Origin of the sequence: Nocardia otitidiscaviarum, from assembly GCF_007362295.1 — a bacterium.
In the GTDB taxonomy this organism is placed as follows: domain Bacteria; phylum Actinomycetota; class Actinomycetes; order Mycobacteriales; family Mycobacteriaceae; genus Nocardia; species Nocardia otitidiscaviarum.
On sequence record NZ_CP041695.1, the window covers coordinates 5969842 to 5990273 of the forward strand.

Consider the following 20432-nt stretch of genomic DNA (forward strand, 5'->3'; position numbering starts at 1 on the left):
TGCTCGCGCGGGCCGTGCTGGTACCTGCTCGGCGGGTACCCGTTGCACGGTCGCAGGCGCGAGCAAACCGATAGCGTCGACAACTTGAACGACGAGTGTCGTCTCGGCGAATCAGCGTCGTGTGGAACGGGTTTCGCGGCGTCACTGCACCTCTTCGCCGTGATCCACCATGTGGCGGAGGATCCGGTCGACGTGCTGCTCGATGCGCTCGGCCAGCTTTCCGGCGTTCGCGCCCACCGCCCGCGGCTGGGATGCGGCGAAGTCGATCAGATAGCGGCCATCGTCCGGAATGTCGCGCCAGAGCATGGTGCTCTCGGCGATTCCCCGGGGACCGTACTGCGACCGCGCCTGGAGCACCTGGATGGCGCCGCTCCATGCGGCCGGTTCGGCCCACCACGCCGCGCTGCTGGGTTCCATCGTGTCGTCGAACGGGTCGAGGATGGACGACCGCGCTCCGACGTCCGCCCGCTCGCGCATGCCGTCGATGACTATCGGCACGCTGGGCCCGCGCGCCGCATCGGCAGGGGGAAGTTCGGCGACCATCCGGGCGGCAAGCGCCTCGGGCCCACATTCGGTCAGCGTGTAACCGCCACTGTGGTAGACGGTTTCACCGGGCAGCTGGGTGATCAACACCGCCCGCCGACCCCGACGCGCACCATGTACGCGAATACGTTTGCGCGGGTTGCCGATATCGCCGTCACTCCAGGTGCTGGAGTAGACCCGCACCTCCGGCCTGACGACCGTTTCGAATACCGAGGCGAAACCGGGGCCGACCCGTTCCGCCAGTCGCGCGCCCGCTTCCATGAGTTCGCGATCGAATTCGTCGGCGCCCAGCGTGCGGCTGGTGAATACCAGTGGCGGGGGCATGAACCCGTCGAGGTGGCGGTCGCACAGCGCCTTGAACTCGACATCGGTGAACTCCCATCTCATACCTCGCGCTCCACCGTCGCCTCCGGCCTTCCGCTCCCGTCACGAAATGATTCCACCGGCTCGACCGGGGCGAACGCCCGATCGGCTGCCGCCACGACTCCGGCCTCCTCGACCATGCCCACCGCTGGTTCCAGACCACCCCCGTCGAGACCGGCACGGCCGAACAGATTCGTGAAAGACGGTGCGGTTGTGACCTGTCCGGCCGCCGGTGTGGGCACGGCCGCCGCTGCGGCCGGGTGGTCCGGCGACGCCGCGGGCGGAGTCACCGGCTGCTGTTCGGCGGCCGGTGCCAGACCGAGCAGCTGCCCCAGCTGAGACAGCTTCTCCGGGGACTGCCCAAGCTCCGCGAACGCCTGGGTGACCCGCTCCTCCGGCACACCGAGCAGTTCGCCGATCCGAGCGTTGTCCGCTCGGGCGAGGGCGGCCTCGACCTGCTGCGCGATCGTCGGCGACTGCGAGGTCGGCTGGGTCAGCGCGGGGGAAGCGGCGGATACCAACGAGGACAGCATGCCGACGAGCTGGGCGGTATCGCCGGTGCCACCGGGGCTGCTCGCGTGGTCGAGGCCGGTCTGCCCGCCGGGCGTGGTCGGTGTGGTTGGTGTGGTCGGCCTCGTCGACGCGGCCGGTGTGGTTGGCTTCGTCGATAGGGTCTGCGCAGCCGGTGACGTGGGCTCGTCCTTCGACGTCAGCGCGGGGGTCGGGCGCGGCGGAGTAGCCGGCGCGCCCGCCCCGGACGGGCTCGTCGGAGATCCGGGCTGATCGCGGTCAGCGGAGCGCTCTCGTTCCGGATCCCGTCCCGGGTTCCGCTCGGTCGGGTCGCTCGGCCGCTCCGGGACGGTCGGCGAAGTCACGGTCGGCGACTTGATGATGGCCAGCACCGAGGCGGTCTCATCGGCGGGCCCCACATAGTCGCGCTGGTAGAAGCCTCGATACTTGCCGAGGGTGTCCTCACACATCTTGTCGTCGACCTCGCGCTGATCCGGCATGGTCTGCGATGTCCACGCCATCCAGTCCGCGGTGTAGTCGAGATTGAGGCCGACCACCTTCATGGCGGCGGTGAGCTGCTTGGTGTCGGTCACATAGGCTTGGACCGCCTGCCTGGCCTGTTCCGCGCCGACGCCGGACCACTTGCTGTCCAACCGCTGAATCTCGTTGCGGAAGTTCCCCAGTCGCTCATCGAGCCAGCCGGACATGTCGTACCAGACACCGGCCGCCGCGCCGAATGGCGCGATGTCCATCGCCTGCCCCAGATCGTAGAGCTCATGCCACTGCATGGAGTCCTTGTGGCGGTGGGACAGATCCACGGATCGCTTCGCACCGTCGTAGTCGTTCAGTTCGCCGGGGCGCTCGGCGGGGTCGTAGCGGGACCGGATATGGATGGAGGAGCGCAACTCCGGTTGCCGCGCCGTCGGTTCCAGGTTGAGGTCCGCGACACCCGGTGTAATCTTCGCGTCGTCCAGATTCAGGTTGGCGAACGCCGACTCGTTGTCCGTCTCGGTCGCGATGTACGCCTTGCCCGCGGCCACGAACGCATCGGCCATATCGGTGAGCAGGGCGATGTGATTGTCGAACGCGGTGAGCAGTTCCGTCCCCTGATCGCTGAGCTTCTGCGCCAGCAGGTCACCGGAGGTCAACGTGCCGATCTTCGGCAGGTTGTCGAGCTTGCCGTTCTCGGCCATCCTGCGGAAGTAGCGGAACTGCCGCACCATATCCGAACAGAGCTCCACCGCGTCTTCGACCGCCGTCGGATCGAACTTCAGCCAGCCCGCCGAATGTTCCGCTCCGGAGGTCAGGCTGTCCCAGTCGGAGTTGAAGGTGTTCTCAGGTGCCATCGGTCGCCTCCGTCGTCCAGCCAGATCAGCTCGGTGTCAATCCAGCTTAGTTCCGTCGATATCCCCTGGCGCACAAGGACATTGAGAGCCACATCGAGCGAAGCCGCACCGCCGGTCACACCCTTCCCACCGCTTGCCGAGCCGCCGTCACACGGGCTCGCACGTTAGTACAGTTAATGAATCGCAACTGCTACCGTTACACCGTGAGCAATCCGGTGGCTGCGACCTTCGATCTACTCGGTGATCGGCTGACGCTGACGATCCTGCGCCATGCCTTCACACAGCGGGCGTGCCGGTTCAATCAGTGGCTCGACTACACGGGGGCGCCGCCCGCCGTGCTGACCGCGCGGCTCGCCGCGCTGGTCGAGGCGGGGGTGCTCGCGCGGGTGCCGCGGGCGGGGACGGTGGATCGGCACGAGTATCGACTGACCGAGCTCGGGCTCGCGACCTGGGAGATTCTGGTGTGCGTGTGGGCGTGGCAGCGGGAGTGGACCGCGGAGGGGGCGCGGCTGCCGGAGTTCGTGCACGGGGCGTGTGGGCATCGGGGACCGCCCATGCTCATGTGCCATGCGTGCGGGCGCGGGGTCACCACCCATGACACGGCGGTCGAGCTGGCCGAGGATGTGCTGTGGCAGTTGACCTCCGGGCGGCGGCGGTCTTCCCGGGGGGCCGCCGGAGCGCGGGCGGACGTGCGGTTCGACGAGATCATGCAGGCCATCGGGGACCGCTGGAGTGCCGCGGTGACCGGGTTGGCACTGGCGGGGGTGCGGCGATTCGGGGAGTTCCGGGAGGTGCTGCGAATGTCGCCGACCACATTGACCGAGCGGCTGAACCGGTTGTGCGAGGCGGGCATGCTGTGGCGGCCCGAGGATGCGGGCGGGCGGGAGTACCGGCTGACGCCGCGGGGGCGGGGACTGTTCGGGGTGTTCGCGTTCCTGCTGGCCTGGGCGGATCTGGCGTATCCGGAGGGGCCCGAATCAGGGATCCGGATACGGCATCTGGACTGCGGGGAGACGCTGCTGCCCGCGCTGCGCTGCCGCGGGTGCGACGCGCGACTGGGGCGTACTGCCGTACGTTTCGAGCCCTTGCCAGGGGTTGACAGGAAGGATTGAGACGCGTATCACTTCATTAACTGTAGTGATACGCGGACGGGTCGCCCGGCCGCATTCGGAGGCACTCCCATGACGCTCAGGGAAGAACTCATCGCACCGGCCGCCGAGGCCCTGGCGAATCCCTATCTCGAAGGTCCGTACGCGCCGACGGCCGAGGAGATCACCGCGACCGAATTGCCGGTACTGGCCGGGGAACTGCCCGCCGACCTCGACGGCGTGTATGTGCGCAACGGGCCGAACCCGCAGTTCGCCCCGCTGGGGCGCTACCACTGGTTCGACGGGGACGGGATGCTGCACGCGGTGCATTTCGACGGCGGGAAGGCCACCTATCGCAATCGGTATGTGCGGACCCGGGAGTTCGAGGCCGAGCGGGCGGCGGGAACCGCCCTGTGGCGCGGCGTGATCGAGCCGTGGGAGGGCAATCCGGTCGGAGATCGGCGGGAGCGGAACGCGGCGAATACGGATGTGGTGTTCCACCACGGGAATCTGCTGGCGCTGTGGTATCGGGCGGGCAAACCCTATGCGGTGGACCCGATCACGTTGGAGACACGCGGCGCGGACGAGTTCGGGGGCACGCTGCCGGGCGAGGTGTCGGCGCACGCGAAGGTCGATGAGCGCACGGAGGAATTCGTGTTCTTCGACTACGGGATCAATGCGCCCTACCTGCGATACGGCGTCGCCGATCCGTCGGGGCTGGTCACCCACTACACCGGAATCGAATTGCCGGGGCCGCGACTGCCGCACGATATGGCGATCACCGAGAACTGGTCGATTCTCATGGATCTGCCGCTGTACAACGATCCGCGAGCCGCGGCGGCGGGACGGTTCAAGCTCTTCTTCGATCGCGAATTGCCTTCTCGCTTCGCGGTATTGCCGCGACGCGGGGACGGCGCGCAAGTGCGGTGGTTCGAGGCGAAGCCGGGATACATCTACCACACCGTCAATGCCTGGGAGGACGGCGACGAGATCGTCATGGTGGCCTGCCGGGTGGCGCGCCCCAGCCCGGTGTCGGACCGGACGCATCCGCTCGCGCAACTGCTCGCGTATCTGCGGCCCGAGGCCACGCTGTACCGGTATCGGTTCAACCTGCGGACCGGGGCGACGATCGAAGAGCCGCTCGACGACGTCAACACCGAATTCCCGGCCATCGACCAGGGAGCGACCGGGCGGCGCGGACGCTGGTCGTACCAGATGCGGCTGTCGGTGGACCGGACCATGCTGTTCGACGCGGTGATCAAGTACGACGTGCTGACGGGGGCCAAGCAGACCCAGCCCTTCGGCGACGGGATCTTCGGCAGTGAGCTGACCGTGGTGCCGCGCGCCGACGGCGACGGCGACGGGGACGGAGAGGACGATGCCTGGCTCACCATGTTCGCGCACAACGCGCACACCGGACTCGGCGAGGTGTGGGTCTTCGACGCCGCCGACCTCGCGGCCGGTCCGGTCTGCCGACTCGGGCTGCCGGTGCGGGTACCGCTGGGCTTCCACGCCACCTGGGTGAGTGGGGAACGCATGCGCGCGGCGGCGCGACCGGTCGCATGAGCACCAGACTCAGTGTGAGCCTGCCGTATTGGCAGGATCGCGACGCCATGGACGCGCTGCGGGTGGCCGAGACCGCCGACAAGCTCGGCTACCGGCGGCTGTGGGTGGGCGAGATGGCCACCTTCGACGCCTTCGCACTGGCCACGGCCATCGGCACGGGGCCCGGCCGGATTCCGCTGTGCATCGGGCCGCTGGCGGTGGATGTGCGCACTCCGGCGACCATCGCCATGGGCGCGGCCAGCGTGGCCGCGCTGACGGGGCGACAGGTCGGGGTCGCGCTCGGAACCTCCAGCACCGTGGTGGTCCGGGACTGGCACGGGCGGGAAAGACGGAGTACCGCACAGCATCTGGAGGACGCGGCGCGCATCGTGCGTGGGTTCGTGGACGGCGCGAAGGTGGACTTCGACGGGCAGACCGAACGCACGCACGGCTATCGGCTGCGCCTGCCCGCACCCCGATGCGAACTGACCGTCGCCGCTTTCGGGGATCGGGCACTGGCCGTCGCGGCACGGACGGCGGACCGCGTGGTGCTCAATCTGGTGACGCCCGAGCAGGTCTCGCGCTGCGCGCGGGCCGTCCGCACCCACGCGGCCCGCGCCGGACGGCCGTGTCCAGCACTGTCGGTCTGGGTGACGGCAGCGGCGCAGCCCACGCCGGAGATCTACGAGACCGTGCGTCGCGGCCTGGTGGCCTACCTGCGGGCACCCGGCTACGACGCCATGTTCACCGCCGCCGGATTCGGTGACACGGTGCGGCTGGCCCACTCCGGTGCGCATCCCCGCGACTTGGCGGCCGCAGTACCCGACCGCCTCGCCGACGCGGTCGGTGCGTTCGGCGACCCGGACACGCTGGCCGACCGCATTGCCGCCTACCGGCACGCGGGAGCCGAAGAAGTGGTCGTCGTCCCGGTCACCACCGCCGACGACCCGGCGGGTCTGCGCACCCTCGAATTACTCACGGAGGTCAAGGATGTGTGACACCGGCCCGATACCGGCCCACACAGGGACGCCGTCCACGGGGCCACGACCGGGCAAGAGCCCGCGAGCCTCGGACTCACCGCCACACACGCGCACCCGAGCCGCGTACCCACAGCCGTACAAGCGCACGCGGGCCTCGAGCCGACCGCCGCGCAGGAGTGCCGGAGCCTCGATCCCAAACCCACCGCCGGACAGGCGCACCCGAGCGGCGAGCCTACCGCCGGGCAGGAGCACTCGAGGCTTGAGCCCATCGCCGAACCAGCGCACGCGGGTCTCCACCCCGTGGCCGGGCGCGGGAGCCGCGTTGCAGCCGCTCCACGCTGAGGCCGGGGCGGTCGCTATGCAGGCGGTGGGTCGTGGCTGACGCCTACATTTACGACGCGGTGCGGCTGCCGCGTGGGCGGGTGCGCCGAACCGGGGGCACCCTCGCCGAACTGCCGCCGTATGAGATGTTCGGTCAGCTGCTGACGGCGCTGGAGAATCGCTGCTGCCCACCGGAAGTGGTCGACGATGTCGTCGTCGGGGTCAATACCGCGACGGGCGAGCAGGCGGGCGATATCGCCCGCGCCGCCCAACTGTGGGCCGGGTGGCCGGATTCCGTGCCGGGCGGGGTGGTGTCGCGGCTGTGCTGTTCCGGGCTGGACGCCGTCGAGAGCGCGGCGGCGCGGGTGGCGGCCGGATACGCCGATGTGATCGTGGCGGGCGGGGTCGAGTCGATGTCGCGAGTGCCGATGCTCTCGGACCGGCCCGCCATCGCCACCGACGCGGACCTCGGTGAACGCACCGGGTTCGTGACCATCGGGGTCTCGGCGGATCTGACCGCCGCCGGATACGGGATCCAACGGGAAGAACTGGATGCCTACGCGGTGACGTCCCATCGTCGAGCCGCCGCCGCCACGGTATCCCGCTCCGTGATCCCGGCCCGCAAGGGCGGCACCGTCCTGCTCTACGCCGACGAGGGCGCGCGGCCCGACGCCGGCACAGCCGAATTCGGGGCGCTGCCGGCGCTGTTCGGAGAGGATGCGGGCTGGGATCGGGTCGCGCGCCGACTGCCGGACGCACCCCGCCCGGCGGCGGGACTGCACACCCTGGCGACCGCACCGCAATTGGCGGATGGCGCATCGGCGGTCGTCATCGGCAATCTCGCCGCCACCGACACTCTCGGCCGCCGACCCCTCGCCCAGATCGTCGGCACCGCGCAGACCGCCGTACGCTCCCCGCTGCTCACCGCACCGGTCACCGCCGCTCGGAAAGCACTGCGCCGCGCCGGCATCGACGCCGCCGACCTCGATGTGGCGGAGGTCAACGAATCATTCGCCGTCACCCCGCTGGTACTCACCCGCGAACTCGGGCTCGATCCGAAGCGGGTGAATCCGAACGGCGGCGCGGTCGCGGTCGGCCATCCGCTCGGTGCGACCGGAGGAATCCTCATCGCCCAGGCCCTCGACGAACTCGCCCGCATCGACGGCGAATTCGCACTCGTCACCATTCCCGCCGCCCTCGGCTTGGGTGCGGCCATGGTGCTGCGACGTCTCCACTAGTCACCACTCCCCCTCAGGAACAACGATGTCCGAGTCAGCCCGCCCCATCCCCACCTGCCACCCCGACGAGACCGTCCGCCACTACCTCGACCGAGGGTGGTGGGAACCGGAGACGCTGCCGCAGGCGCTGCGGCGACGAGTCGACGCGACACCCGATGCGGCGGCCGTCAGCGATCCGGCCAATCTCGCCGACCTCACCGGCGCCGCGCCGCGCACCCTCTCCTGGCGCGAATTCGACGACTACACCCTCGATCTGGCGAGCGTGCTGTTCGCGCACGGGGTTCGGCAGGGCGATACCGTCGCCGTCCTGCTGCCGAACTCGGTGGCGCTCACGGCCGTGTACTTCGCGCTGTGGCGGCTCGGCGCGGTGGCCACCCCCATGCCCGTCTCCTATCGGCGGCACGAACTCTCCGGCATCGTGGCCGCCACCGGCGCGACCGCCGTCATCACGGTGGGGCGGCTGGCCGACCGGAAGCTCGCACTCGAGGCGGGCGAGGTGGTGCGGACCGTCTTCGCCTTCGGACCCGATACGGCGAATGGCGCTGTCGTCCTGGACGAGACGGACACCGCGGCGCGAGAGCGGGTGCGCGAGTACGAGTCCGGGCTGGCGGCGACGGTCAACGACAGGGTCACCATCTGCTGGACCAGCGGCACCGAGGCCGCGCCGAAAGGGGTGCCGCGCTGTCACGGGGACTGGCTGGCCATGGCGCGCGGAGTGCAGGATGGTCTCCAGCTCACCCCGGACGCGGTGGTGCTCAACCCCTTTCCCATGGTGAACATGGCCGGGTTCGCGGGCTCGTTCCTGCCGTGGCTGCTGGTGGGCGGACACCTGGTGCAGCACCAACCGCTGGACCTGCCGGTGTTCTTCGGGCAGATCGCCCAGCACCGCGTCACCCACACCAGCATGCCGCCCGCGCTGCTCACCATGCTCGTGCAGAACGACGCGCTGCGGTCGAGCACCGACCTCGGCTCGCTGCGGCGGGTGGGCTCGGGCGGGGCGCCGCTGCCACCGGGTGTGGTGCGCCGCTGGCAGGAGGAGTTCGGAATCGAAGTGCTCAACTATTTCGGGTCCAACGAGGGCGTATGCCTGCTCGGCGCGCCCGCCGACATTCCGGATCCGACCATGCGGGCGCAGCATCTGCCGCACTACGGGGCGCCCGGGGTGCGGTGGTCCACGCGGCTGGCCGAGAGCACTGCGGTCAAGCTGGTCGATCTCACCACCGGCAAGACGGTGACCGAACCCGGCGGCCGGGGTGAGCTGCGGTTGCGCGGCCCGGCCGTCTTCGGCGGATATTTGCCGGGCACCGCCGCCGCGGAACCGTTCGACGCGGACGGATTCCTGTGCAGTGGTGACATTTTCGAGCTCCGCGGCGAGGACGGGCGGTATCTGCGATTCGTGGATCGGGCGAAGGAGATCATCATTCGCGGCGGGATGAATATCGCGCCCGCGGAGATCGAAGGGCTGCTCACCGATCATCCCGGGGTGGCGGAGGTGGCGATCGTCGGATATCCGGATCCGGTGCTCGGTGAGAAGTGCTGCGCCTTCGTGGTGCCCGCGGCCGGGGCCACCGTCACCCTCGCCGATCTGGTCGCACACCTGCGGGCACTGGAGGTGGCCTCGTTCAAACTGCCCGAACGGCTCGAGCTCGTCGAGGCGCTGCCGCGCAACCCGGTCGGCAAGATTCTGCGGCGGGAACTGCGCGACACTCTCGCCGCCCAGGATTAGGAGTTCACATGTCCACCAATGCTGTTCACATCCTCGGCGGTAGCCAGACCGATTTCGCCGTCAACTGGCACCGGGCCGGCCGCGAGTTCGACGCACTGATCGGTGAGAACATCTCGCGCACAGTGGAAGCCGCGCGAATCGACGCGTCCGATATCGGCGTCGTACACGTAGGCAATGCCTTCGGCCAGCTGTTCACCGGGCAGGGTCAGCTCGGCGGCATGCCCGCCACCGTACTGCCCGAACTGTGGGGCGTACCCGCCAGCCGACACGAGGCCGCCTGCGCCTCCGGCAGTATGGCCGTGTTGGCCGCCATGGCCGACCTGGAATCCGGACGCTACGACTGTGCGCTCGTGCTCGGCGCGGAGCTGGAGAAGACGGTGCCCGGCGCGCAGGCCGCCCGCCATCTGGGGGCCGCCGCCTGGGCCGGACACGAGGCACCGGACACCGACCTCGTGTGGCCGACCATGTTCGCCGCCATCGCCGACGAATACGACCGCCGGTACGGGCTCGACGCCGTCCACCTGCGCGCGATCAGCGAACTCAATATCGGCAATGCCCGCGCCAATCCGCTGGCGCAAACCCGCGATTGGTCGTTCACGGCCGAGAGTTTCACCGCCGACGACACCGCCAACCCACCGGTGGCCGGGATGCTGCGCCGCCAGGATTGCAGCCAGATGACCGATGGGGCGGCGGGCGTGGTGCTGGTCTCGGATCGGTTCCTGCAACGGCGTGGCGGTGTGCCGTACGCGACGATCACCGGCTGGGGGCATCGCACCGTCGGTCTGCCCCTGGACGCCAAACTCCGTGCCGCCGTCGACGACCCCTACGTGTTCCCGCACCTGCGGCAGACCGTGCGCGACGCCCTCGACCGCGCCCACCTCACCGATATCACCGAGGTGGACGGCATCGAGGTACACGACTGCTTCTCCATGTCCGAATACCTCGCCATCGACCACCTCGGCCTCACCCCGCCCGGCGAGAGCTGGAAGGCCATCGAATCCGGCGCGATCGCCCGCGACGGCACCACCCCGATCAACCCCGGCGGCGGCCTCATCGGCATCGGCCACCCCGTCGGCGCGACCGGCGTCCGCATGCTCCTCGACGCCTACCGGCAGGTCACCGACCAAGCGGGCGACTGCCAACTCCCCGGAGCCCGCCGCTACGCCACCGTCAATATCGGCGGCAGCGCAACCACGGTCGCCAGCTTCGTGGTCGAGGCCGCGTGAACGATCGACGCGCATGGGATGGAAAGATCGGGTTCCGTGCGAGTACTGGTGCAGCGGGTGAGTTCGGCGGCGGTATCCGTCGACGGTGAGGTGGTGGGTCGGATCGATCCGGCCGGGCACGGCGCGCCGCACGGCCTGGTCGCGCTCGTCGGCGTCACCCACAGCGATACCGGGGCCACCGCGAAAGCTCTGGCCGACAAGCTGTTTCGGCTGCGCATCCTCGATGGTGAACGCTCCGCCGCCGATCTCGACGCGCCCATTCTCGTCATCAGTCAGTTCACCCTCTATGCCGACACCGCCAAGGGGCGTCGGCCCTCCTGGTCGGCCGCTGCCCCGGGATCGGTGGCCGAACCCTTGGTCGACGCCTTCGCCACCACCCTGCGTGAACTCGGCGCGACGGTCGCGACCGGGCGGTTCGGCGCGCATATGCAGGTGGAACTGGTCAACGACGGCCCGGTCACGCTGCTGTTGGAAGGCTGATCGCGGATTCGGCGTGACCGCGCGGCCACCCGTCCCTCGGTACTGTGGCGGTCATGCTCGTGTGGATCAACGGCCCCTTCGGGGGCGGCAAGACCCAGACCGCATACGAACTCCATCGCCGCCTGCCCGGCAGTGTGGTGTGCGATCCGGAAATGGTGGGATTCGGGCTGCACCGGACCATGCCGCGCGCGTTGCGCGGCGACTTCCAGGACCTGCCCGCCTGGCGGCAGGGGGTGTTCGAGGTGTTGGATCTGGTGCTGAACGAGCACGACGGAACCGTCATTGCCCCGATGACCGTAGTGAACCCGGCCTACTTCGCCGAGACGGTCGGCCGACTGCGCGAAACCGGCCATCACGTCAAGCACTTCGCCCTGTTGGCCAGTCGCGAAACTGTCCTCGAGCGCCTGCGGGAGCGTTCCCTGATCCGACTCGGACTGCGCGGCGACACCTTCGCCGCCGCCAATGTGGACCGCTGCCTGGACGCGCTCCAAGACACCGAGTTCGCCGAGCACATTCACACCGACGACATCGGGGTCACGCAGGTGGCCGATCGAATAGCCGAATCCTGCGGACTCCGGCTTACGCCGAATACCGACAGCCGACTCCGCGCCCGGCTGCGGCGGGCCGGAGTTGGCATCCGGCATATCCGGTTCTAGGCCCCGGGGTTTCAGGCACACAGGTCCCGGGTGGCGGGCACCACCTCGGAGATCCAGCGGCGCAGCTGCGTCTCGTCCTCGGATTCGGGCCAGTAGACGAAGGTGTCGAATCCGGACTCACGGGCCAGGTCCGCGAGGATGCGGGACCAGCCGGCGGCATCGGTGCGGATGGGCTCCTCGCCGCGCAGCGTCACCGGGCCGGGGGCGTCGGTAATGGTGCCGACCAACTGTGCCATGCGGGTGATCGCCGCCGGATCGCGTCCGGCGTCGGCGGCCGCCGCGGAAATGGTTCGCTGCGCGGCGGGCCACTTCTCGTACGGCAGATAATGCGGGATGGGTGCGGCCCAGCCGTCGGCGATGCGGCCGGTGAGGGCATTCGCCTTCGGGCCCACACTGCCGAACCAGATTCCGACCGGGTGCGCCGGTGCCGGACCGGTCTGCACGCCCGACACCGCGTAGTGCTCTCCCTCGACCCGAGCCTTCTCCCCCGGCCGCCACATCGCGCGAATGACGGCGGTGGCCTCCTCCAGTGCGAGCAGCGCTTCGGGATTCGTGCGCGAGGGCCCGCCCATGGCGGCGATGGCGGGCCAGAACGCCCCCGCGCCGAGAGCCAGTTCGAATCGTCCACCGCTCAACAGATCCAGTGTGGCCGCCTGCTTGCCGAGCATGGCCGGGCCGCGCAGCGGCAGACTCGCCACATCCGGAAACACCCGCAGCCGTCGGGTGTCGGCCAGGACGGTCGCGATGAGCGCGAACGTGTCGGCCAGGGCGCCGGAGTACGGGTGATCCTGGATGCCGAGCAGGTCCAGTCCGGACTCGTCGGCGATACGTGCCAGGCGCCGAATCTCGGTCAGCCGCTCCGCTGTCGGGGCGAGCTGAATGCCGAATCGCAGTGCCATATATCCCTCCTCGTATAGGCGAAGGCACCCGCTCAGCCGTGGCCGATGCGGGTGCCTTCGGGCATGCCGTCTACTCCGGGCGCAGAGTCAGGATGCGGGGGCCGTCCTCGGTGACGGCGACCGTGTGCTCCCAATGGGCGGCGCGGGAGCCGTCGGTGGTGACCACGGTCCAGTCGTCTTCCAGGGTCTTGGTTTCCGTGGTGCCGAGGGTGAGCATGGGCTCGATGGCCAGGACCGAACCGACCACGAGGGTGGGGCCCTTGCCGGGCTTGCCCTCGTTGGGGAGGAAGGGGTCCATATGCATTTCGCGGCCGATGGCGTGGCCGCCGTAGCCGTCGACGATGCCGTAGGCGCGGCCGTGCTCGGCCTCAGCGGCGCGGGTGCCGAGTTCGATGGCGTGCGAGACGTCGGTGAGGCGGTTGCCGGCCACCATGGCGGCGATCCCGGCCTCCATGGACATCTTGGTGGCCTCGCTCAGCAGGCGGTCGGCCTCGATGAGGCTGCCGACACCGAAGGTCCACGCCGAATCGCCGTGCCAGCCGTCGAGGATCGCGCCGCAGTCGATGGACACCAGATCGCCCTCGGCCAGCACATCCTCGGTCGACGGGATGCCGTGCACCACCCGGTCGTTGACCGATGAACAGATGGAGCCGGGGAAGCCATGGTAGCCCTTGAACGACGGGATCGCCCCGGCCTCGCGGATCACCTGCTCGGCCACCTCGTCAAGCTCCAGGGTGGAGACCCCGGGCTTGGCGGCGTTGCGCACCGCCACCAGGGCGCGGCCGACGACAGCGCCGGCCGCCGCCATGGCGTCCAGTTCACCGGCGGTGCGGAACGGCACCACCTTCTTGTGCTTGCGCCCGAAGACCATTCAGCGACCCAGCGCTTCGAGCGCCCGCGCGTTCACTTCATCGATCTCGCCGACGCCCTCGACCGTCACCACCAGCCCGTCGTAATGCTCGAGCAGCGGTTCGGTCTCCTCGCGGTAGACGCGCATGCGGTTGCGGATGGTCTCCTCGTTGTCGTCGGCGCGACCGCGGGCGAGCATGCGCTCCACCACCACGTCCTCGGCGACCACGAAGCAGAGCACCGCGTCCAGCTTCTTGTCGGCCTGGGTCAGCATCTTCTCCAGCGCCTCCGCCTGATCGACGGTGCGTGGGTAGCCGTCCAGCACGAAGCCGTTCACCGCGTCCGGCTCGGCGATGCGGGCCTCGACCATGCGATTGGTGACGTCGCTGGGAACCAGGTTCCCGGCGTCCATGTACTTCTGCGCCTCGCGGCCCAGCGCGGTCTGCTGGCTGATGTTGGCGCGGAAGAGATCCCCGGTGGAGATGTGCGGCACACCCAGCTTTTCCGACAGCAGAACGGCCTGCGTACCCTTGCCAGCCCCCGGCGGTCCGAGCAGAACAACTCTCACTTGAGGAACCCTTCGTAATTTCGATTCATCAGCTGGCTCTCGATCTGCTTGACCGTATCGAGGCCGACGGACACGATGATCAGCACCGCAGTACCGCCGAACGGCAAGTTCTGCACACCGGTGTTATTGCCCATATTGAGGAAGACATTCGGCAGCACCGCCACCGCGCCGAGGTAGATGGAGCCCGGCAGGGTGATGCGGCTGAGCACGAAGTTCAGATAATCCGCGGTCGGCTTGCCCGGGCGGTAACCCGGGATGAAGCCGCCGAATTTCTTCATCTCGTCCGCGCGCTCCTCCGGATTGAAGGTGATCGCGACGTAGAAGTAGGTGAAGAACACGATCAACGCGAAGTAGATCGTCACGTACACCGGGTTGCTCGGATTGACCAGATACTTCTGGATCTGCTCCTGCCACCAGGCGGGATCGCCGGAGGTGTCCTGCGTCAGCTGCGCCACCAGGTTCGGCAGGTACAGCAGCGAGGACGCGAAGATCACCGGGATGACACCGGCCTGGTTGACCTTGAGCGGCAGGTAGGTCGACGAACCGCCGTACATCTTGCGGCCCACCACGCGCTTGGCGTACTGCACCGGAATCCGGCGCTGACCCTGCTCCACGAAGATGACGGCGACGATGACCGCGAAGGCGGCCAGCACGACCAGGGCGAACTTCATGTGGGACCCGCTGTCCCAGATCATCTTGCCCTCGGACGGAATGCGCGCCGCGATACCGGCGAAGATGAGCAGCGACATACCGTTGCCGACGCCCTTTTCGGTGATCTGCTCACCGAACCACATGACCAGCGCCGCACCGGCGGTCATGACCAGCACGATGATGATCATGCCGAAGATGGAGGTATCGGCCAGGATGTCGTCGGGGCACCCGCGCAGCAGCTGTCCGCGCGCTGCGAGCGCCACCAGACCCGTCGCCTGCAGGACCGCCAGCGCGATCGACAGGTACCGGGTGTACTGGGTCATTTTCGTCTGACCCGCTTGGCCTTCTTTACGCAGTTCCTCGAACCGCGGAATGACGACGGTCAGCAGCTGGATGATGATGCTCGCGGTGATGTAGGGCATGATGCCGATCGCGAACACGGACAGCTGCAGCAGCGCGCCGCCGGAGAAAAGGTTGATGAGCTGGTAGATACCGGCGGAATCACCACCGGAGACCAGATCCACACACTTCTGGATGTTCTGGTAGTCGACGCCCGGTGAGGGCAGCGCGGCACCGACGCGGTAGAGCGCGACGAGGCCCAGCGTGAAGAGAATCTTCCGCCGTAAGTCCGGGGTCCGGAAAGCCGACACGAAGGCGGAAAGCACAGATCCTCCTGGCTAACGACATGGGTCAGGCCATGGCTTCAGCGATTGCGGGAAACGCCGATCCCCATGACGGTGTTGGCAGACAACACTTGAACTTTAACAGTGGCACCGGACGAGCTCTCCACTCGTCCGGTGCCGCTGTGTTTTCAGCCTACCGTCAGGCCAGCTCGGTGGCAGTGCCACCGGCCGCGGTGATCTTCTCCTTGGCGGAGCCGGAGAACTTGTCGGCGGAAACCTGAACGGCCACACCGATTTCGCCCTCGCCGAGCACCTTCACGAGCTCGTTCTTGCGAACGAGGCCCGCGGCGACCAGCTCGGCCTTGCCGATCTCGCCGCCCTGGGGGAACTTCGCGGCGATATCACCGACGTTCACGACCTGGTACTCGGTGCGGAACGGGTTGGTGAAGCCCTTCAGCTTGGGCAGACGCATGTGGATCGGCATCTGCCCGCCCTCGAAGCGGACGGGAACGTTCTTGCGAGCCTTCGTACCCTTGGTACCGCGGCCCGCGGTCTTACCCTTGGACGCCTCACCGCGACCCACACGGGTCTTCTCGGTCTTGGCTCCCGGGGCAGGACGCAGGTGGTGCAACTTGATGGTCATGCCTTAAACCTCCTCAACCTGAACGAGGTGGCGCACGGCATTGATCAGGCCACGGTTCTGCGGGTTGTCCTCGCGAACCACGGACTTGCGGATACCGCGCAGCCCGAGGGTGCGAAGCGACTCGCGCTGATTCGCCTTGGCGCCGATGCTCGACTTGATCTGGGTCACCTTGAGCTCAGCCATGTCAGACTCCCTGTCCGGCACGCGCACGCAGCATGCCCGCAGGAGCGACATCCTCGATCGGCAGACCGCGGCGGGCGGCCACCTCTTCCGGACGCTGGAGCATCTTCAGCGCGGCAACGGTCGCGTGCACAACGTTGATGGCGTTGTCGCTACCCAGCGACTTGGCCAGAATGTCGTGGATGCCGGCGCATTCCAGCACGGCACGCGCCGCACCACCGGCGATCACACCGGTACCGGGCGAAGCCGGACGCAGCATGACCACACCGGCGGCCGCCTCACCCTGAACCGGGTGGGTGATGGTGGAGCCGATCATGGGAACGCGGAAGAAGCCCTTGCGAGCCTCCTCGACACCCTTCTGGATGGCCGCGGGAACTTCCTTGGCCTTGCCGTAGCCGACGCCGACCAGACCGTTGCCGTCACCCACGATCACGAGGGCGGTGAAGCTGAAGCGACGACCACCCTTCACGACCTTGGAGACACGGTTGATGGCGACGACGCGCTCGAGCTGGTTGGTCTTCTCGGCCGCCTGCTCGTTCCGGCGGTCGCCGCGGCGACCCCGGTTGTCGCGGTCATTGCTGTTCTGTCCGGCGGGTCCGTTGCCGCCGTCACGCCGCTGACGTCCCGGCATCAGACAGTCCTTCCGTTCGCAGTGTTGATCATCAGAACTTCAGCCCACCTTCGCGAGCGGCATCGGCGAGGGCCGCGATACGGCCGTGGTAGTCGTGACCACCACGGTCGAACACGACCGCCTCGACACCGGCGGCCTTGGCGCGGGCGGCGAGCAGCTCGCCGACCTTGGCGCTCTTGGCGGACTTGTCGCCCTCGAACGCGCGCACATCGGCCTCGATGGTGGACGCGGCGGCAATGGTCTTGCCGGCCGAGTCGTCCACCAGCTGGGCGTGCAGGTGCCGCGAGGAGCGGTTCACCACGAGACGCGGACGCTCGGTGGTTCCGGCGATCTTCTTGCGCAGACGGAAGTGACGGCGGGTCTTCGACAGACGCCGCGCGGTCGAAACATCCGTGCCGGCCGGCTTGCGCCGGGCCTTCTGGTTGTCAGTTTGTGCCATGGCTTACTTACCCGTCTTTCCGACCTTGCGGCGCACGACCTCACCGGCGTAGCGGATGCCCTTGCCCTTGTACGGATCGGGCTTGCGCAGACCGTGGATCACCGCGGCGATCTGGCCGACCTTCTGCTTGTCGATGCCGGACACGGAGAACTTGGTGGGCGACTCGACCGCGAAGGTGATGCCCTCCGGGGCCTCGACCGGAACCGGGTGCGAGTAGCCCAGGGCGAACTCCAGGTTCGAACCCTTGGCCTGCACGCGGTAACCGACGCCGAAGATCTCCATCTTCTTCTCGTAGCCCTGGGTCACACCGACGATCATGTTGTTGATCAGGGTGCGGGTCAGACCGTGCAGCGAGCGGTTCTCGCGCTCGTCGTTCGGGCGGGCCACCTCGAGCTCACCGCTCTCGGCCTTGGTCACCACGATCGGCTCGGCGACCACATGCGACAGGGTCCCCTTGGAACCCTTCACCGTGACGCGCTGGCCGTCGATGGTCACCTCGACACCGGCGGGAACTGTGATCGGCTTCTTACCGATACGCGACATTGTTCCTACCTCCCTTACCAGACGTAGGCGAGGACTTCGCCGCCCACGCCCTGCTGCTTGGCCTGACGGTCAGTGAGCAGACCGGACGACGTGGAGATGATCGCCACGCCGAGGCCGCCGAGCACCTTGGGCAGGTTGGTGGACTTCGCGTACACACGGAGACCGGGCTTCGAGACACGACGCACACCCTGCAGGGAGCGCTCACGGCTCGGGCCGTACTTCAGGTCGACGATCAGGGTCTTACCGACCTCCGCATCCTCGGAGCGGTAGTCGGCGATGTAGCCCTCACGCTTGAGGATCTCGGCGATGTTCGCCTTGAGCTTCGAATGCGGGGCCTTCACCTGATCGTGGTACGCCGAGTTGGCGTTGCGCAGACGGGTGAGGAAGTCTGCGATCGGATCAGTCATGGTCATAGGTTGACCGCTACCTTTCTCGCCGCGGTTCCCATTCAGCACCGTCACACGGGCGGTCGTGGGCCTACGACAATTCGGCTCGGTCCGGCCGACAGCATGTCGACCGGATGATTCACAGCGGCCCGGAGCACGCCGCACGCGGACGCATGCGGACACAGGTGTGCCCGAGCAACCGGTCTAGTGTAGGCAACGCCGCCGGTCTCGCCAAATCCGGGTGATCGATCCGACGTCCCTGACAGCACGCTCAGCACCCCTCCGGGTACGTAGGATTCGCCGTCAGAACGGCGCAAGCTGCCACCATTGGTCCCGCACCTCTTCGAAGCTGCGCTCCGGCCAGTGGACCTCGACCACTATGTTGTTGACACCTGGCCTTGTCCCCCCACAGGTGGCCAAGGAGAACGGGGCCGCCGGATTCGTGGGTCGGTACAGCGCCAGGAGGCCGACGCGCTCGGAGGACTCCCGATCGCCGACCCTCACCGCGTGTGCGTCCAGGTAGGTTGCGGCATCAGCCCGGCCGACGTACTCCGTGTACCACGACGTGACTCCATCCGGATCCTTACAGACGATCTGCCGGACCGGTACCGGATCACCGGCCTGCGCCACCACCGTGCCCGCGGCCCAGCACTGCGCATCCCGCCATCCCGTTCCCGCCGGGCTCGAGGGAATCAACTGCGGGAAGTGCCTGGCAATACTGTTGTGTTCACCCCACGGCACGGGTTTCGTGCCGGCGGGACGCAGGAACTTCCAATAGATTCCCGCCGCGCCGACACCGGCTACCGCGACCAGGGCCAGCACTATCAGCAATATGGAGATGGTCCGCCAGCCGGACGACACCTGCCCCGGACGCGGGGGGATCGGATTGTGCGGCAACCGGTATGGCTCCATAGGCCCGGTCGGGCGCGGGGCCACGGAGGGTATCGATGCCGACCCGGTGAGTGCGAGACGTGCGGCCTGTGCGAATTCGATACAGCTGTCGTATCTTTCGCTCGGGTTCTTCGCCATCGCCTTGGCGATTACCGCATCGACCGCCGGTGGGAGTTCCGCCACCAGGCGGCTCGCCCGCGGAACGGGACGGGTCAGGTGCGCGGCCACCATCTCGCCGGGACTGGCCACTGTGAAAGGCGTTTCACCCACGAGCAGGGTGAACAGCGTGGCACCGAGTGAGTACTGGTCGACCCGATGGTCCACCGGCTGACCGGAAAGCTGCTCCGGCGCGGCGTAGGCCAGGGTCGCCCGGAACTCGCCGGTCCTCGTCAACTGCAGTTCGTCATCTCGAAGCCGGGCAATTCCGAAGTCGCTCAGCAGTACCCGATCACCGTCACGCCCGGCCGTCAACAGGATATTGGCCGGTTTCACATCCCTGTGCAGCACACCGCGTTCGTGGGCGTAGTCCAGTGCCTCGGCACACTGTTCGACAATCCGCACGGCCCGCAGCGGATCCAACGGCCTGCCCGCGAAGGCGGCCGCATCAGACCCGTCGACGTACTGCATCGAGATCCACAGCAGACCGCCGTCGGCCCCACGGTCCAGCACCGAGACAATATTCGGATGGTCCAGCGCCGCTGCCAGTTCGGCCTCGCGATCGAACCGCCGCCGCACCTCCTCGTCGGCGTACACCTCGCGATTCAGCAGTTTCAGCGCGACGGTGCGCGGCAGACGCGGATGGGCGGCCGCGTACACCTCACCCATCCCGCCCCGGCCGAGCAGCCGCTCGATCCGATAACCTGCGAAAACCGTACCGGCGACCAACCCCGGTGCTCGCATGACAGACCTCTCACCCAGCCCACAAACCGGATCCACCCTACGGAACCCCACAGCCACCCGCGAACTCGCACGAACCGGATCAGTCACCGGACTCCGAGACCACCGACGATCCGATGCCAAGCGACACCAAGGGTGCCATATGGTTCATAAATAAGAGACAATTCGACCACCTGCACCATTGCAGTGCAAAAATATGCATATGATGCG

The 20432-nt window shown here is 68.0% G+C and carries 21 protein-coding genes; 8 read left to right on the forward strand and 13 right to left on the reverse strand.

Going from position 1 to position 20432, the window contains the following annotated elements; translation table 11 throughout:
• Positions 1–141: 141 nt before the first annotated feature.
• Together FOH10_RS26770 and FOH10_RS26775 are read right to left on the reverse strand one after the other, a co-directional pair.
• Positions 142–930: an ESX secretion-associated protein EspG gene (locus FOH10_RS26770; RefSeq protein ID WP_143982788.1), complete on the reverse strand. Its 789-nt coding sequence runs from the start codon at positions 928–930 to the stop codon at positions 142–144.
• Positions 927–2762 (reverse strand): hypothetical protein, encoded by a 1836-nt coding sequence (locus FOH10_RS26775; RefSeq protein WP_143982789.1) that lies wholly within the window; start codon positions 2760–2762, stop codon positions 927–929. The genes FOH10_RS26770 and FOH10_RS26775 overlap by 4 nt, the downstream gene beginning before the upstream one ends.
• A 203-nt stretch (positions 2763–2965) precedes the next feature.
• Here FOH10_RS26775 and FOH10_RS26780 point away from each other — a divergent pair, with 203 nt between their 5' ends.
• The 8 genes from FOH10_RS26780 to FOH10_RS26815 all read left to right on the forward strand — a co-directional run bounded on the left by FOH10_RS26780 (position 2966) and on the right by FOH10_RS26815 (position 12022).
• The gene (locus tag FOH10_RS26780) at positions 2966–3874 is read left to right on the forward strand and encodes a winged helix-turn-helix transcriptional regulator (protein ID WP_244961388.1); all 909 of its coding nucleotides are present in this window, start codon (positions 2966–2968) and stop codon (positions 3872–3874) included.
• A 69-nt stretch (positions 3875–3943) separates the two neighbouring features.
• Positions 3944–5416 (forward strand): carotenoid oxygenase family protein, encoded by a 1473-nt coding sequence (locus FOH10_RS26785; protein WP_143982791.1) that lies wholly within the window; start codon positions 3944–3946, stop codon positions 5414–5416.
• On the forward strand, positions 5413–6393 hold the full coding sequence (locus FOH10_RS26790; RefSeq protein WP_143982792.1) for an LLM class F420-dependent oxidoreductase: 981 nt from the start codon (positions 5413–5415) through the stop codon (positions 6391–6393). Before FOH10_RS26785 ends, FOH10_RS26790 begins: the two co-directional genes overlap by 4 nt.
• Positions 6394–6749: 356 nt before the next feature.
• Positions 6750–7934, forward strand: coding sequence for an acetyl-CoA C-acyltransferase (locus FOH10_RS26795; RefSeq protein ID WP_143982793.1), 1185 nt, complete (start codon positions 6750–6752; stop codon positions 7932–7934).
• A gap of 25 nt (positions 7935–7959) precedes the next feature.
• Entirely contained in the window at positions 7960–9660 is a 1701-nt protein-coding gene (locus FOH10_RS26800; protein WP_143982794.1) for a class I adenylate-forming enzyme family protein, read from the forward strand.
• A gap of 8 nt (positions 9661–9668) precedes the next feature.
• Positions 9669–10886, forward strand: a complete 1218-nt coding sequence (locus FOH10_RS26805; RefSeq protein ID WP_143982795.1) for an acetyl-CoA acetyltransferase — start codon at positions 9669–9671, stop codon at positions 10884–10886.
• A 36-nt stretch (positions 10887–10922) separates the two neighbouring features.
• Positions 10923–11366 (forward strand): D-aminoacyl-tRNA deacylase, encoded by a 444-nt coding sequence (gene dtd / locus FOH10_RS26810; RefSeq protein WP_029923655.1) that lies wholly within the window; start codon positions 10923–10925, stop codon positions 11364–11366.
• A 53-nt stretch (positions 11367–11419) separates the two neighbouring features.
• Positions 11420–12022, forward strand: a complete 603-nt coding sequence (locus FOH10_RS26815; RefSeq protein ID WP_143982796.1) for an AAA family ATPase — start codon at positions 11420–11422, stop codon at positions 12020–12022.
• Between the two features lie 11 nt (positions 12023–12033).
• On the opposite strand, the gene FOH10_RS26820 is transcribed toward FOH10_RS26815, so the two are convergent.
• From FOH10_RS26820 to FOH10_RS26870, 11 genes are all read right to left on the reverse strand, one after another.
• Positions 12034–12921, reverse strand: a complete 888-nt coding sequence (locus tag FOH10_RS26820) for an LLM class flavin-dependent oxidoreductase (RefSeq protein ID WP_143982797.1) — start codon at positions 12919–12921, stop codon at positions 12034–12036.
• A gap of 70 nt (positions 12922–12991) precedes the next feature.
• Positions 12992–13792 (reverse strand): type I methionyl aminopeptidase, encoded by an 801-nt coding sequence (gene map / locus FOH10_RS26825; RefSeq protein WP_029923652.1) that lies wholly within the window; start codon positions 13790–13792, stop codon positions 12992–12994.
• Positions 13793–14338, reverse strand: a complete 546-nt coding sequence (locus FOH10_RS26830; RefSeq protein WP_029923651.1) for an adenylate kinase — start codon at positions 14336–14338, stop codon at positions 13793–13795.
• Complete coding sequence (secY, locus tag FOH10_RS26835) at positions 14335–15654, reverse strand: preprotein translocase subunit SecY (protein ID WP_029923650.1); 1320 nt, start codon at positions 15652–15654, stop codon at positions 14335–14337. The genes FOH10_RS26830 and secY overlap by 4 nt, the downstream gene beginning before the upstream one ends.
• 157 nt (positions 15655–15811) lie before the next feature.
• Positions 15812–16255 carry a 50S ribosomal protein L15 gene (gene rplO, locus FOH10_RS26840; protein WP_029923649.1) on the reverse strand — a complete coding sequence of 148 codons (444 nt, stop codon included), beginning with the start codon at positions 16253–16255 and terminating at the stop codon, positions 15812–15814.
• Positions 16256–16258: 3 nt separating this feature from the next.
• On the reverse strand, positions 16259–16438 hold the full coding sequence (gene rpmD / locus FOH10_RS26845) for a 50S ribosomal protein L30 (protein ID WP_029923648.1): 180 nt from the start codon (positions 16436–16438) through the stop codon (positions 16259–16261).
• Between the two features lies 1 nt (position 16439).
• A complete protein-coding gene (rpsE, locus tag FOH10_RS26850) occupies positions 16440–17066 on the reverse strand; it encodes a 30S ribosomal protein S5 (RefSeq protein ID WP_029923647.1) in 627 nt (208 codons plus the stop codon).
• 31 nt (positions 17067–17097) lie between these two features.
• A complete protein-coding gene (gene rplR, locus FOH10_RS26855; protein ID WP_029923646.1) occupies positions 17098–17505 on the reverse strand; it encodes a 50S ribosomal protein L18 in 408 nt (135 codons plus the stop codon).
• Positions 17506–17508: 3 nt separating this feature from the next.
• A complete protein-coding gene (gene rplF, locus FOH10_RS26860) occupies positions 17509–18048 on the reverse strand; it encodes a 50S ribosomal protein L6 (protein ID WP_143982798.1) in 540 nt (179 codons plus the stop codon).
• Between the two features lie 14 nt (positions 18049–18062).
• Positions 18063–18461 (reverse strand): 30S ribosomal protein S8, encoded by a 399-nt coding sequence (rpsH, locus tag FOH10_RS26865; RefSeq protein WP_029923644.1) that lies wholly within the window; start codon positions 18459–18461, stop codon positions 18063–18065.
• A 276-nt stretch (positions 18462–18737) separates the two neighbouring features.
• Positions 18738–20225, reverse strand: a complete 1488-nt coding sequence (locus tag FOH10_RS26870; protein ID WP_143982799.1) for a serine/threonine-protein kinase — start codon at positions 20223–20225, stop codon at positions 18738–18740.
• Positions 20226–20432: the final 207 nt, after the last annotated feature.